The 14299-nt window shown below is 37.6% G+C and carries 12 protein-coding genes; 7 read left to right on the top strand and 5 right to left on the bottom strand.

The annotated features are described in order from the left end of the window. Positions 1-98: 98 nt before the first annotated feature. Complete coding sequence (locus GQR56_RS05365) at positions 99-2594, bottom strand: prolyl oligopeptidase family serine peptidase (RefSeq protein WP_166109395.1); 2496 nt, start codon at positions 2592-2594, stop codon at positions 99-101. Between the two features lie 81 nt (positions 2595-2675). Here GQR56_RS05365 and GQR56_RS05360 point away from each other — a divergent pair, with 81 nt between their 5' ends. Continuing rightward, positions 2676-3752 (top strand): hemolysin family protein, encoded by a 1077-nt coding sequence (locus GQR56_RS05360; protein WP_166109394.1) that lies wholly within the window; start codon positions 2676-2678, stop codon positions 3750-3752. A gap of 33 nt (positions 3753-3785) precedes the next feature. Here the strand turns inward: GQR56_RS05360 and GQR56_RS05355 are convergent, their stop codons facing one another. Continuing rightward, positions 3786-4997 carry an EAL domain-containing response regulator gene (locus GQR56_RS05355; RefSeq protein ID WP_166109393.1) on the bottom strand — a complete coding sequence of 404 codons (1212 nt, stop codon included), beginning with the start codon at positions 4995-4997 and terminating at the stop codon, positions 3786-3788. A 166-nt stretch (positions 4998-5163) separates the two neighbouring features. On the opposite strand from GQR56_RS05355, the gene GQR56_RS05350 reads away from it, so the two are divergent. The 3 genes from GQR56_RS05350 to GQR56_RS05340 all read left to right on the top strand — a co-directional run bounded on the left by GQR56_RS05350 (position 5164) and on the right by GQR56_RS05340 (position 7789). Then, entirely contained in the window at positions 5164-6180 is a 1017-nt protein-coding gene (locus GQR56_RS05350; RefSeq protein WP_166109392.1) for a site-2 protease family protein, read from the top strand. 344 nt (positions 6181-6524) lie between these two features. Next, complete coding sequence (locus GQR56_RS05345; RefSeq protein WP_024613005.1) at positions 6525-7592, top strand: potassium channel family protein; 1068 nt, start codon at positions 6525-6527, stop codon at positions 7590-7592. Continuing rightward, on the top strand, positions 7592-7789 hold the full coding sequence (locus GQR56_RS05340) for a PLDc N-terminal domain-containing protein (RefSeq protein WP_024613006.1): 198 nt from the start codon (positions 7592-7594) through the stop codon (positions 7787-7789). The genes GQR56_RS05345 and GQR56_RS05340 overlap by 1 nt, the downstream gene beginning before the upstream one ends. 22 nt (positions 7790-7811) lie before the next feature. On the opposite strand, the gene GQR56_RS05335 is transcribed toward GQR56_RS05340, so the two are convergent. Together GQR56_RS05335 and GQR56_RS05330 are read right to left on the bottom strand one after the other, a co-directional pair. Then, positions 7812-8843 carry a cytosolic protein gene (locus tag GQR56_RS05335; protein ID WP_166109391.1) on the bottom strand — a complete coding sequence of 344 codons (1032 nt, stop codon included), beginning with the start codon at positions 8841-8843 and terminating at the stop codon, positions 7812-7814. 69 nt (positions 8844-8912) lie between these two features. Further along, positions 8913-9371 (bottom strand): EVE domain-containing protein, encoded by a 459-nt coding sequence (locus GQR56_RS05330; protein ID WP_166109390.1) that lies wholly within the window; start codon positions 9369-9371, stop codon positions 8913-8915. Positions 9372-9448: 77 nt separating this feature from the next. Between GQR56_RS05330 and tesB the strand changes: the two genes are divergently transcribed. Next, on the top strand, positions 9449-10306 hold the full coding sequence (gene tesB / locus GQR56_RS05325) for an acyl-CoA thioesterase II (protein WP_002957902.1): 858 nt from the start codon (positions 9449-9451) through the stop codon (positions 10304-10306). Between the two features lie 21 nt (positions 10307-10327). On the opposite strand, the gene plsB is transcribed toward tesB, so the two are convergent. Beyond that, positions 10328-12766, bottom strand: coding sequence for a glycerol-3-phosphate 1-O-acyltransferase PlsB (plsB, locus tag GQR56_RS05320; protein ID WP_166109389.1), 2439 nt, complete (start codon positions 12764-12766; stop codon positions 10328-10330). Positions 12767-13311: 545 nt separating this feature from the next. Between plsB and rpsJ the strand changes: the two genes are divergently transcribed. Together rpsJ and rplC are read left to right on the top strand one after the other, a co-directional pair. After that, positions 13312-13623 carry a 30S ribosomal protein S10 gene (gene rpsJ, locus GQR56_RS05315; protein WP_002957900.1) on the top strand — a complete coding sequence of 104 codons (312 nt, stop codon included), beginning with the start codon at positions 13312-13314 and terminating at the stop codon, positions 13621-13623. A gap of 27 nt (positions 13624-13650) precedes the next feature. Further along, positions 13651-14286 (top strand): 50S ribosomal protein L3, encoded by a 636-nt coding sequence (gene rplC / locus GQR56_RS05310; protein WP_024613010.1) that lies wholly within the window; start codon positions 13651-13653, stop codon positions 14284-14286. Positions 14287-14299 lie beyond the last annotated feature (13 nt).

Genomic DNA, 14299 nt, shown 5'->3' with positions numbered 1-14299 from the left:
GGCATGAGGGTTCGGTGTAACGTTTTTTAGCGAATTCAATTATACCTCATCCTCATGCTGTTTGTTTTTTATACCGCAAAGATCAACACGCCCTAATATTAGTTATCTGAATACATTGAGTTCCACCATTGAGGCTCGTCTTTTAGCTTTTTATCAAAGTACGCTAACATGGTATTCCACCAATCAAATCGTTTATCACGTGCAAAAATTTGGTGGTCGGCACCTTTGTACTCAATTAACTCTACATCTTTATTAAGTAATTTAAGCGCAGTGTACATTGTTAAGCTTTCGCCAACGGGTACATTAGTATCGCTATCACCATGAAGAAGTAGCATAGGTGTTGTTACTTTATCGGCATGAAATACTGGGCTATGCTGGCTGTAAAGCTCAGGATTATTCCACGGAAAGCTATTTTTAGATGCTTCACCAGAATATAAGTAACCCCACCAACCTTCGCCCCAATACGAGGTAATATTAGAAATACCTGCATGAGCAATTGAGGCACTAAACATATCGGTTTTGGTTGCCAGTAGCATGGTCATAAAACCACCGTATGAAGCGCCTAAATTCCCAATTTTTTTACTATCAACGTAATCATATTTTTTTAAAAATGCCTGAGTACCTTCAATTATATCATCGGCAGTATAATCACCCCATGCATTAACATGTTGCGCTGAAAATGTTTGCCCAAACCCAGTTGCGCCCGTAGGTTGCAGCACATAAACAACGTAGCCGTTTTCTGCCCACAAATTAAATGGGTAACGACCCGTAAAGCCACGAGTAACTGGTGAAGTACCACCATAGTAATAAACTAGAGCAGGGTGTTTTTTCGTTTTATCTAGGTTGCTTGGAATATAAACACGCCCTGTTATTTCAATACCCTTTTTATTTTTAAAATTAAACTCTTCTAATGTAGGCATGCGTGTATTTGCATAGGCATAAGGTTTTGAATCCCATAATAGATCTGTTTTATTTTTACTTATGTTAAGGCGTTTTAATTGCTGAGGTGCCAAGGCGCTAGTGCCACTTACGAGAATTTCTGTATTTCGATCGTTCGAATAGCTAAATTGCTCAACAATGTCTAAGCCAGTATTTAACTTTTTAAAACGCTGCTTACTTAAATCAAACAAATAAAGTGGTTGAGTGTCTTGCTCTGTTACTTTTACAAGGGCATCGCCGTTACTTAATACTTTAAGCATACCAATAGCAGGGTTGAACTGTTTACTGAATGCCTTTACGCTTTTGCCGCCTTCAGTAAGTAAGTACAGCTGTCCATCGTAGTTATTAGCAAGCATTGTTTTAGATAAGGCTCTGCCAGTACCATTTTTAAAATCTGGTCCGGCAACTACGTATACATCTTTATTTGTATATTTAGCCTGGTTAAATGTTTTAAATTTACCTAGCGATAAAACCTTGTTTGATTTTAAATCTAGTTCGACTAATTCAGTTTCTGGGTGAGTCGATGCCTGCATTACCGTTACTGGGCGGCTCATTAATATTTTGCCACGATTACTATTTGAATCCTCAAGGCTATGAGAAAGAGGGCCTTGGCTGAGTGCTTTTGCTAATCCGCTTTTAGTGTCTAGTATATATATTTGGCTGGTGTTACGGGCATACGACCAACGATCTTGTAAGCCTTTATAATGTTTAGTTAAGCTGTCTGTAGTTTCTGGAGATTTAGACCAACTAAATAAAAGGCTCGTGTCGTTATAAAATGTGAAGCCACTGGCACCTTCTAAATCGTCTGCTAGTGTTTTTATTGATAAGTTTTTACGGCTAAGCTGTTTTAGCTCACCATTTAATAAATACACTAAAAACTGATTATCTGGGCTCCAAATAATATTACTTGGTTGACCTGCTTCAAATCGATAAACCGTTTGATTTTCAGAGTCTTTAAGGACAGTAACTGTATTTGCTTGGTTTTGTGTTTTATCGTTATAAGTACGCGTGGTAGTAACGTACTGCTTGGCATTAGGTGCGAGTGATAGTTGGCTAATAGTAGGTGCATCAAATAATTGCTTTGCCGATAAACGCTTTATTTGTGAAGTGCTAAGCGTAATTTTATCAATCTCGCTTTTAGGTGTAAAATCAAGCGTTACGTCGTGCCAATTAGCTACTTGCTGAGCTACTATTAAAACAGAGTGAGTGCTATTAGTTAAAGCCAGTTTGTAGCTGTTTTTATCACTTTTTTGCAGTTCACCATTTATAAATAATTGGCCTTGCTCAATTCCTTTTAAGGTAAGAGTACCTTGTGTAAAGCGTGTTGTTTCAATATTAAACTTAAGTGCTTGAAGCCCGCCTAACGTAAGCGCATTAATTTTGTTAAATGGCTGCCAGCTTTGTTTTTTTCCAAAAATTGTTAACTCATTGGAGTTTGCTTGAAGTTGTGGCAATAGATTATTAACAATGGCATCGCCATGAGGTGTTTGAAAAGGCTTTAATTGCATGTCCTCAGCTAAGGGGCCAATAAATTGAACTTTTGATTTATCGAGTGGTGCAGCAATCGATGCAAAACTTAAGCTACTAAGGGTTAAAAGGATTGTGGCATGTTTAAACAATTTATTATGGTTGTACCAAGGTGCGCTAAACTTCATTGTTGAGCCTATTATTAATAATTTAGCCAAATATAGCATGTATTGTTACCATGCTCACATATCCAATATAGAGGAGATAAAGTGACTTTACTGATTGTTTATATGGTGGTTGCCATTGTTATTTCATTTTTGTGTTCTGTGATGGAGGCTGTATTATTAAGCATATCACCTAGCTACGTAGCATTACTTCGTAAGGAGCATCCTTTACTTGCTCAGCAGTTGGAAAAACTTAAAAATAATATCGATCAGCCTTTAGCTGCTATTTTAACGCTTAATACTGTGGCTCACACCGCTGGTGCTGCTGGGGTTGGCGCGCAAGCTGCCGTGGTTTTTTCAGATGCGGCTGTGGGTATTGCATCAGCCATTATGACGTTCCTCGTTTTAGTACTATCTGAAATTATTCCAAAAACATTAGGGGCAAACTACTGGCGAGCTTTAACGCCAAGTGTTACTTATGCTTTGCGTTTTTTAGTGATTTTACTCAAGCCATTTGTATGGTTTGCGCAGAAGCTGACAAACTTAATGGGTTCAAAACACGATGAGGCGTACTATATCCGTCAAGAAATAGAAGCAATGGCAGATATAGGCACAGAATTAGGCGCTTTGCATCAAGATGAATCAGATATTATCCGTAACCTTCTACATTTTAAGCATGCAAAACTATGCGATTTAATAACTCCCCGAACAGTCATTTTTAAAATACACAAAGATTTAACGGTAAATCAGTATTTAAATGAGCATGGCTCGTCGTCATTCTCTCGAATACTTGTATTTGATAAAGACGCCGACGATATAATAGGTTTTGTGCATAAAAACGATATTATGTTGGCATTTCATCGACTGGGTACTGACTATAAAATTAGCAAATTGATTAAGCCTATTTATACGGTGCCGAGTTCTCAAAATGTATCGTCGTTACTGCAAACACTTTTAACAAAACGCACGCATATATGCTTAGTTGTTGATGAGTATGGCGATGTACAAGGTATCGTAACGTTAGAAGATATGATTGAAGCGCTAATGGGGTTAGAAATTGTAGATGAGCGAGATCAATCTACTAATATGCGCGCAGTAGCAAGGCAGCGTTGGCGTAAACGCTTAGCTAATAGTGAGCATATAGTTTGTGAAGAAGACAAGGCTCCCCAAAATGGTAACTAGTTAAATAACCTATGAAGTTATTAAGTTCACTTTTTAAGAGGGGCTCTTGTCGGCTTTAATCCAGTCTTTGGCCCAACATATAAATTCATTTTTTGGCTTAGGGCAGCTAAATAAAAAGCCTTGAATAGCTAAATTTCTTCGATAGTGTTTTAAGTAAGCAAGCTCTTCTAGTCGCTCAACGCCTTCAGCGACTAAATCTAGATGCTCTCCGCTTGTAATATTAATTAATGAGCTAACAACTACCTGAGAGAATAAATCAGTATCTATATTACTAATGAGTGAACGGTCTATTTTTATTTCCGTAAAGGGCAGGCTTTTAAGTTGATTCATATTAGTAAAACCAACACCAAAATCATCTAATGATAATCCAAATCCATGCATTCTTAACCTGTTTAAAGTTTCCAACTGAGTGAGGCTAGAAAGTGCATGTTGCTCTGTTATTTCAATAATTATATTGCTAGGTGTAAGCTTGTTTTCTTCCAGTATGAGTAATAATTTATTAGGGCAGTTTAAATCATCAAGTTGAATAGACGATAAGTTAAAGGCTAGTTTGAAATCGTTTCCAAGCTGTGTTTTTATATTACTAAAATCGCTAGTGGCTTTCTTAAAGAGAGAAAATGAAATTTGGTTAATTAAATCATGTTGCTCAGCAAGGCTAATAAAGCGATTTGGTGAAATAACACTCCCATCTTTATTTGAGACTATACGGGCGAGTACTTCTACGCTTTCTATTTTATTGTTGTTAACGTTTACTTTGGGTTGATAAAAAGGGGTGATTTCGTCATTCTCTAGCGCGCTGATTAGCTCCTCTTTAGAAATTGCAGGCTCTCTAATTAAAGTATGACAGTTAAATTGCGCTACTTTGGTAAGTAAGGCACTTACTTGAGATAACTGGATCGGTTTTGTTATATTGCCAATGAGGTGGGCATTATGTTGCTTAGCAAGGTTTGCTGCTAAGTTAATAACCTTATGTTCCATTTCAGAAATAATAACAATAGCACCTTGATAATGTAATGCTCCGAGGTGACGTATTAATTCCATACCATCCATATCAGGCATGTTTAGATCGGTAAAAATAGCATCAAAGTAGTTTATATCCATTTTAACTTTTTCGAGCGCTTTTGCAGCACTGAGGCATGTAATTATAGTTTCAGACATATTTAATTCGTTGAGTATAGCCTCCATAACTATCAGAATAGCTTTTGAATCGTCAACTACTAAAATATTAGGTACTATTTTATTCACTCTGACCTCTTTTAATGTATTGCATGTGGTTACTATAAAAGTAGTAGTTTTGATCGTTTTTGTCAGTATTAAAAAACTTTAATTTTAAAATTGTTATTATTTATCGTTACTCGTTTTTTTTAGCTGAGAAGGTATACTAGCGCCATTGTTTTAAACGGTCTTAATTATGATAAGAATAGATCTTACTTTAGCTGAACAACCATTTTCACTTATGGTGTCTGGGCAAAAAATTGTGCAGGTATTTCATGCACAACAAGCCATTACGTTTGATAATCCGCGTGATAACTACTATCAATTTACTTACGATAACCAAGTTATTGGTATTGATACGGAAGCAGTTAAAGAGCAAAGTATTTCGTTGTTTGTGGATGATAAATTTGCAACGCAACTTGCGTTACCTGCATCTATAAATGCTAAACCTAAAAAAGGTTTTTTAGGTTTAGCTGCATTAGGCTTTAAGCTATTTAAAAGTGCGAAGGTAATTAAAGTAGTACTTGCAGGGGCTTCTGTTGCGGGTTACGCGTGGTTGTTTAGTATTGAGTTTGCGTTAATGCTAATTGCTTGTTTAGTTGTACATGAATACGGTCATGTGCGAGCAATGAAGTATTTTGGTATCAAAACGAAGGGCATTTATCTAATCCCATTTGTTGGCGGGCTTGCTGTAAGTGATGACAAAATAACGACTCGTTGGCAAGATGTAGTTATATCACTAATGGGACCTGCATTTGGTTTAATTACCTCGGTATTAGGTGTGGTTTTGTATTACGCCACCGAGATGGAAATATTTGCAGGTGTTGCGGTTCTTAGTGCATTACTGAATTTGTTTAACCTGCTACCTATTTTACCGCTTGATGGTGGACATGTATTAAAAAGTATCAGCTTTTCAATGCGTTCATGGATTGGCTTAAGCGTATGCTTGCTAGGTGTGCTATTTGGTTTATGGTTAAGTTACACGTTTGGCTTAACGTTACTGGTGTTCTTTTTGTTTGTAGGCGCGCTAGAAATTGTTTTTGAATGGCGAGGTCGACACTACTCCCATTTAATGCCACTTGATAAATATGGGCAGTGTTTCTCAGCAGTTATGTACGCCTTAGTTGTTGCAGGGCATATAGCCGTAATGATGCATTTTGCAGATTCAGAAAACCCAATATTAAGTTTACCTATGACTATTTTATCAAGTTAAATAAATGCGGGAAGTAATATTATTTATAGCCCGCTAAAATGAGTAAAAGTTTAATATTCATTATAAAAATACTCTTGTTATAAAAAGCTGTAACACATAAAACCTCATCGTATTCTCATTCCCCAATGTCTGTTACGGGCATTGGTAGTAATACCCACAGTGTTAAGTTATCCAAGTTGACTGCGGTAAAATATTTAAGGTGAGTATGTTTAATAATATTATTAGCAAACAGCATTTAGTTTTATTTAAATAACTCCTTATTGCCAGTGGCTTAAACATTGCTTAAAAGTATTGCTTACAGTAACGTACTGTTTATAGATAATTTACTAACAAAGATTCGTATTATGCCGTTGATATTTAAAAGGCTAGCGTTACTTCTTCGAGCTCACGTCGATCAATTAAGTTGGCAAGCAGTGGCGTTAGCTATTTTGACTCATATGCTATTAACGTGGATATTGTTATATATAGCAAATGAGCAAGCACTCACTTCGCTTACCACCTTTTTCTACTATTACACAGTAACTACATCAACAGTGGGTTATGGGGATTTTAGTCCTATTACAGATCTTGGTCGTTGGGTGGTTGCATTAGTACAAATTCCATTTGGTTTAGCTTTATTTGGTGTTCTGCTGGGAAAAGCAGGGCAAACAGTTACTTACTTAATTAGGCGCGTTATGACTGGTGATAAAAACTTTGCTCATAGTAACAATCACATTATTATTTTTGGTTGGCACGATACTAGAACAAAAAAAATGATTGATTACATTCTTGCTGATACAAAGCGAACTGACCGCCGGATTTTACTTGCGGTAACTGAGCAAATGGATCACCCCTTTTTAACGAATGAAAGTGTCGATTTTGCACGTTTAACAAGCTTTACAAACTTAAGTGAGCTAGAGCGTGTGGCTATTCGTCGTGCCGATAAGGTTATTATTGATGGTCAAGACGACGATCAAACATTTACTACAGCACTGCGTATTAGCCGCTTAGTAAAAGAAGAGTGTCATATAAGTGCTCATTTTTTAGATGAAACCAAAGTAGATATGCTATTAGAGCATTGTCAAAATGTAGAATGTAGCAGCGCTAAATCAGCAGAAATATTGGTGCGTTCAATGCAAGATCCTGGGTCTAGCCGTGTGCAAGAAGAGTTACTTTCAACACTTCATGGCGATACCCAATTTAGTTTAGAAATTCCTAAAGATACCAATGAAATGAATTTTGGTACTTTGTTTCATCATTTTAAGCAACATCACGATGCAATATTATTAGGTGTAGCTCATGACTTAAGTGCGCAAAATATGGATTTAAATCCGGCGCTTGATTACAAAATAAATGCAGGTGATATTTTGCATTATATTTCGGTTGAACGCGTACTAAAAAATGAAGTTGATTGGGAAAGCTTAGTTAAATAATGAATGAAGTTGTATTTTTAATAATAGTATTAAGTGCGTACATTTTACCTGTTGTTATTGTACTTAATAATAAAAGAACTCAGGGCCACGAAAAAAATGGCTGGTTAATTGGCATTATTTTTTTTTCGTGGCTGGGATTGTTTTTATATTTTTTAATTGTGCCAAAACATGGACACAAAAAGAAAAAGAGAAAATAGCGTACTACTTTCTCCTGTATACCTATTCTAATTGCTTTAACTTATGCTCTACTAGCGGATCGCCTGGAACAAGCTTTTGGGCAACTTCAAGCAGTTGAATTGCATCAGCAGGGTGTTCATCTTGGTGCTTAAGTGCAACATCTATGAGTGGTTGAATATCTATTTTTTTTTGATGTTCTTGTATATGTACTTTCTTTTCATCAATAAGAATATTATGTGCTTTGCTGAGTAACTCTTTTCGATGCACTGAATTTGTATTGGCTTTATTGAGTCGTTTGTAATAATCCTCTTTAAACCGCAAGGTTTTAGTTTGCAGACGAAACTGCGCAATATCAATTTGCTGATGCTGAATAAAATCGACAGCTACTTGCTTATAAAACCCAAACTTATTCAAATATGTGGCATGTGTGCCATGTCCCATACCAAATACTCGCAAGTGAGTTAACTGCTTATAGCGCTTGGCGTGCATTCGGTCTATACGATTAGTAGGATCGTAAATAATATAGCCTTGGGCATCTCCTAAATCTAGATCGTGATAATCTTGTTGCCAGTCAAAATGCTGAGCTATATCGGTACTAGAGCGGTCATCCCATGGTACTAATTCTTTGTTTTTAGTACTTACCGGATGAAAGAACAGTACTTGGTTTAGTTTTAATAGTTTAGCAAAAGCGCCAACAGCAAATCCACCACGGCTTAAGCCATAGCCTAGTCGACAATTAAATGGAGTGATTAATGTTGATAACTGCTCAAGAAAAAAGATTAAATTACGATTACGAAACCAGTTACTTTTACCTAAATGCTGAAAAGCGATTACGTTTACGTTTTGTTTTTGAGCTAAGTGATAACCCCATGGTGCAAAATCAGGGTGAAGATCTTGCTCTTGCACGTTAGTACCTGCGGGTGAAAAGGTAAAAAGCAGGGGCTTATTAACGTCAACAAAATCATACTTAACAAATACATCGCCGAGTAAATCACTACCCGTCATGGGTAATCGAGTTTGTTGCTCATTGCGCGGGAGAGCTAACCATTCATCTAACCAATACAGTAATTTCATTAATCCTCCAGCTATAAGTCAGCATAGATCATATCAAACTCAATGAAATTAGGTCAAACCGAGAGGGTGTTACTGCGCCATTTTGATTATTTCATCCCAGTCATTTTGAGTAACAGGCATTATTGATAGTCGTCCGCCTTTTTTAAGTGCGATTTCAGTAATATTATTATTAGCTTTAATATCTTTAAGGCTAATTAATTTTTTTAAATGGCTTTGGTAAGTAACGTCAACAACAACCCAGCGTGGTTTATCGCTGGTGGCTTTTGCATCGTAATAGTCGCTACTTAAATCAAACTGAGTAGGATCTGGGTAGGCATTGTGTGTCACTTCGGCAATACCCGCTACGCCTACGTGTTTACAGCTTGAATGGTAAATCATCACTAAATCACCGACCTTTACGCCATCACGCATGAAGTTTCGCGCTTGGTAATTACGCACGCCTTCCCAAAGAGTCGTTTGTTTTGGTGCGTTTTTCAAATCATCTAATGAAAACGCATCGGGTTCAGTTTTAAATAGCCAGTAAGCCATAACAGTATTCCTAACAAATATTTACTTCCCACTATTGTATAGTATCATTTGGATACTAGGGTAATGAGGAAGAAGTAATGAGCCAAGTATTAGATGATTTATTGTCGTTGTTAACACTTGAAGAAATTGAGCAAGGTTTATATCGAGGACAAAGCCAAGATTTAGGCTTTGGTGCTGTGTTTGGCGGTCAAGTTATGGGGCAGGCGCTTTCTGCCGCTAAAGAAACTCTACCTGAGGGGCGTATAGTCCATTCGTTACATTCTTATTTTTTACGCCCAGGCGATCCGGCTAAACCTATTGTTTATGATGTAGAAACTATTCGAGATGGTAAAAGCTTTAGTACTCGTCGTGTAAAAGCGATTCAGTACGGTAAGCCTATTTTTTATATGACCGCGTCATTCCAAGGTGAAGAAAATGGTTTGTCGCATCAAGCTACAATGCCTGATGTACCCGCACCTGAAGAATTACGTTCATCACTTGAGTTTTACCAAGATAACGCTTCGCATATCCCTGAAGTCATCCGTAATAAGTTTACGCGTGAAATGCCAATTGAAATGCGACCAGTTACTTTTCATAACCCGTTTAAACCAGAAGTTATGGAGCCGGTAAAGCATATTTGGTTTAAAGCTAATGGTGAAATGCCAGACGATCAGCGCATCCACAATTACTTATTAGCGTATGCCTCTGATTTTGAGTTTTTACCAACAGCATTACAGCCTCATGGTGTATCGTTTATGCAGCCAAATATGCAAGTAGCTACTATTGATCATGCAATGTGGTTTCATCGCCCATTTAGAATGGATGATTGGATTTTGTATTCAATTGATAGTCCAAGTGCGAGTAATGGGTGTGGTTTGGTACGCGGGCAGTTTTTTGATCGCCAAGGCAACTTGGTTGCCTCAACAATGCAAGAAGGGGTTATGCGTCAGCGCTAACCCCCTTCTATAGATATATTACTAGTTACACTGATCTTGTACTATATCGCTGATTGACTGCCAGACGCGTGCTGGCAGTAATGTTTTAAGGTGTGCGTAGGTTTCGCAAAGTTGTGTACTACCTACTAAGCCTTTATCACCTTCGGTTATTAACGACTCGCCACGTAAGTTATCAATAAAACTAACAAGTACTTTTTTATCAAAAAACTCAGGTGTTTTAATGCCATGCAGTGTACCTAAACGCTGAGCGAGTACTTGGCTTTCTCTTTCAAGCTCAGCTTTTTCAATACCATCACTTGTTTGAATAAAACCAATCACAATAGCGTAACGTTGTAGAGTAAAACTAAGTGCTCGCCCAAGCATTTCTAGCTTAGCTAAGCAGTCATTACTGTTCGTTATATGAATGTTATCGCCATCAAACTCAATTAAATTTTGATCAGCAAAGTTAGCTAAAATACGCGTTATATAGTTTTCATCAAGAGGCTGTAAATACCATTCTTTAGCAAACAACGGATAAAACGTTTTTACAAGTTGCTGGCATTGCTCAATAGTTGTGCTGTGTTGTTTAAATAGGTGCAGCGCAATTAAGCTTGGTACTGAAAACAAGTGCAAAATATTGTTTCGGTAGTAATTAAACAGTACTTTTTCTTTATCGCTAATAGTAATAATTTCGCCAAATTCATCACTTATAACTTCAAACTTATTCAGCTTTAATGCATGCGTTAGTAATTGCTCTGGTGTTTCGTCTGGCGCGGTTACTTTATCGCTATAGCTTGCGTCGCGTTGTAAGCGCAGATAAAAATCAAGTTGTGCTAATAGCTTTGGTTTACTCAATGCTTGTTTATCGTTAACAAGCAATATCATCGCAAGTAAATTTACTGCATTAAGCGCCGCAGCATTATTAATTTTAACCATTACTTGGTCGGCAAGTTTAGTTACTTGTGAGGCTAACCATTGTGGCTTTTGCACATCGGTAGGGTGTATTGAATCACGCCAATCAGGTTGGTTATCGTTTAGGTATTGGTTAATTGAGATTGGATCACCAAAGTTTAAGTTACCACGACCGTAGTTTTTAAGGTTTTTAATTGCCTTAAAAATACCAAATATAGATTCGCCTTTTTTATCTTTTCCATCCAGCTCTTTAAGATAGGTGTTAATTTCCATTACGTGTTCGTAGCCAATGTACACAGGAACAATCGATATTGGACGGTCTATTCCGCGTAGCATTGCTTGTAAGGTCATTGATAGCATACCCGTTTTAGGTGGAAGCAAACGACCAGTTCGGCTTCGACCACCTTCTGTATAAAACTTAACAGAATAACCTTTAATAAATAACTGGCTTAAGTACTCTTTGAATATGGCTGAGTAAAGTTTATTACCAGCAAACGAACGACGAATAAAAAACGCACCTGAGCGTCTAAATATGCCGCCGGCAGGGAAAAAGTTAAGATTTATACCCGCAGCTATATGTGGCGGTACTAAACCTAAGTGGTAAATAGAGTAGGTAAGCAGTAAGTAATCCATATGGCTGCGATGACAAGGCATATAAATAATTTCATGACCTTTATCAGTTAATTCATGAATTTGTTCTGCGTGCTTAATATCAATACCGTTATAGAGCTTATTCCACAACCAAGTTAAAAATCTTTCGGCTACTCGTATCATTGCCTCAGAGTAATTAGCAGCTATTTCGTTAAGTAGTTTAAGCGCATTTTGTCGTGCTTGTTCTTGAGTAATATTTTTAGATTGGGCTTCATCTTGAATTGCTTTTTTTATTGTAGGTGAGGCCAATAAAGAGTTAAATAATTGCTCGCGTGATGGCATTTTAGGACCAGTCGCAGCAAGCTTTTGACGTTTAAAGTGAACTAATGCCACACGCAGTAACTTATGAGGTAGTTCGCTAACATCTACCTTTTCATTCACCAAAAGTGATAAGTCGAGTGGTTGGCTAAAGCGAATAAAGTTATCACGACCTGAAAACAAGACGACGAAAATCTTTCTGAACCAGCTTGGTGTTAGTGAATGTGTAATTAAAGTGTGTATACCCGGCTTTTCTTTACCTGGATTACGACCCCACAAAATAGTAACTGGCACTACTTGTACGTTTTGCTGACCACTTTTAACTAAATACTCAATAATTTGCTTACCCTGAGCCAATGCCGTAGTTGGTTTCGCTTCATCACCAAATAGTGGCGGTGGGTTTTTTATACCAATAAAACGCTCAAGTTGTTGATCACCTAAAATTTGCTGATCGGTTGGGCTTGGTAATCCATGCTTTTTACACACGTTATTGAGTGCGGCTAAATCAAAGCGAGAATTTAAGCGTACGATATAAAAAGTAGGGTATTCTGGATTTAGCTTATACTGTTCAATCGGGTTTTCTGGAAGGACCTTACTTTTTACTAGTAAGCGACTTACTCCTGCAGAAATAACATTTAAACAATAATTAAAAATACGCATCGACTCACCATATAGAGGGTATTAAAAGCAAAATTAGCATAATAGGATACCATATATCTAAAAAATCCTTTAGTTTGCCTAGGACGTGTTTAGCTTTTGAGGTTGAATTTACAGCAGTATGTTTATTTTTTAGTTAGAACTAGGCCTATACAGTGTAGTTTTCCCTATAAATAGGTGATAACGACTTACAAATACCAAACATGCGCTAGCTACACCATAAAGAACTTATTATTAGTTAATTAGGGTATTGGTTTCATCTTAGCTATTAAGTTTTAGTTGATGGCTAATACTAACCAAACAGTGCCTTATCAGATTATTCTCAAATAGCTGTTGCATTTATCACCAATACCTCTATAATACGCAGGCTTTCTAAATTCCCTAGGGGATTGGAGAGGATAAATTAAGCTTGGATTTCAAGCTAATAAACAGGAGTTCCGATTTGGAACTCAACGTAGATATAATTAAGCAGCCGGCATCTTAAGTTTTAAGATTGTTCCGGACGTTTTTTTATGCTCTTTTAAATGCTCTTTATATTGAGGTTAAGAATGTCAAATCAACGCATTCGTATTCGCCTAAAAGCTTTTGACCACCGTTTGATTGACCAATCAACGGCAGAAATCGTGGAAACTGCGAAACGCACTGGCGCACAAGTACGTGGACCAATTCCACTACCTACACGCTTTGAACGTTTTACTGTACTAACTTCACCGCACGTTAATAAAGATGCGCGTGATCAGTACGAGATCCGCACCCATAAACGTCTGATTGACATCGTAGAACCAACTGACAAGACTGTTGACGCTCTTATGCGTTTAGATCTTGCTGCTGGTGTTGATGTTCAAATCAGCCTGGGTTAATCGAAAGATTAGAGAGGTTTTAGGAAAATGGCATTAGGTCTAGTCGGTCGTAAAGTGGGTATGACACGAATCTTCACTGAAGATGGTGTATCTATCCCTGTGACAGTTATTGAAGCGACACCTAACCGCATTGCTCAGATCAAATCTGACGCAACAGACGGTTATAACGCGCTTCAAGTAACCGCAGGCACTAAAAAAGCAAGTCGTGTAAACAAAGCTAAAGCGGGTCATTTCGCTAAAGCTGGTGTTGAAGCGGGTCGCGGTCTGTGGGAATTCCGCCTTAACGGTGGTGAAGGCGATTTTGAAGTAGGCTCTGAGCTTACTGTTGAATTATTCAACGAAATCAACAAGGTTGACGTAACCGGTACTTCTAAAGGTAAAGGTTTCCAAGGTGGTGTTAAGCGCTGGAATTTCAGCATGCAAGACGCTACACATGGTAACTCTCTATCTCACCGTGCTCCTGGTTCAATCGGTCAAAACCAATCACCTGGTAAGGTGTTTAAAGGTAAGAAAATGGCCGGTCATATGGGTGCTGAGCGTGTAACGACTCAAAACTTAGAACTAGTTCGCGTTGACGCTGAGCGTAATTTGCTTTTAGTTAAGGGTGCAGTACCTGGAGCTATTGGCGGTGACGTTATCGTTAAACCAGCTGTTAAAGCATAAGTCCTGGAGATTT

Source organism: Pseudoalteromonas sp. Z9A5 (assembly GCF_011378875.1).
Classification (GTDB): domain Bacteria; phylum Pseudomonadota; class Gammaproteobacteria; order Enterobacterales; family Alteromonadaceae; genus Pseudoalteromonas.
This window is presented reverse-complemented; position numbering and strand designations above follow the sequence as displayed.

Coding starts and splice junctions, on each gene's coding strand:
- plsB (WP_166109389.1), bottom strand. CDS start 12,766: ATGCGTATTTTTAATTATTGTTTAAATGTTATTTCTGCAGGAGTAAGT.
- rplC (WP_024613010.1), top strand. CDS start 13,651: ATGGCATTAGGTCTAGTCGGTCGTAAAGTGGGTATGACACGAATCTTC.
- GQR56_RS05365 (WP_166109395.1), bottom strand. CDS start 2,594: ATGAAGTTTAGCGCACCTTGGTACAACCATAATAAATTGTTTAAACAT.
- rpsJ (WP_002957900.1), top strand. CDS start 13,312: ATGTCAAATCAACGCATTCGTATTCGCCTAAAAGCTTTTGACCACCGT.
- GQR56_RS05345 (WP_024613005.1), top strand. CDS start 6,525: ATGCCGTTGATATTTAAAAGGCTAGCGTTACTTCTTCGAGCTCACGTC.
- GQR56_RS05330 (WP_166109390.1), bottom strand. CDS start 9,371: ATGGCTTACTGGCTATTTAAAACTGAACCCGATGCGTTTTCATTAGAT.
- GQR56_RS05335 (WP_166109391.1), bottom strand. CDS start 8,843: ATGAAATTACTGTATTGGTTAGATGAATGGTTAGCTCTCCCGCGCAAT.
- GQR56_RS05350 (WP_166109392.1), top strand. CDS start 5,164: ATGATAAGAATAGATCTTACTTTAGCTGAACAACCATTTTCACTTATG.
- tesB (WP_002957902.1), top strand. CDS start 9,449: ATGAGCCAAGTATTAGATGATTTATTGTCGTTGTTAACACTTGAAGAA.
- GQR56_RS05340 (WP_024613006.1), top strand. CDS start 7,592: ATGAATGAAGTTGTATTTTTAATAATAGTATTAAGTGCGTACATTTTA.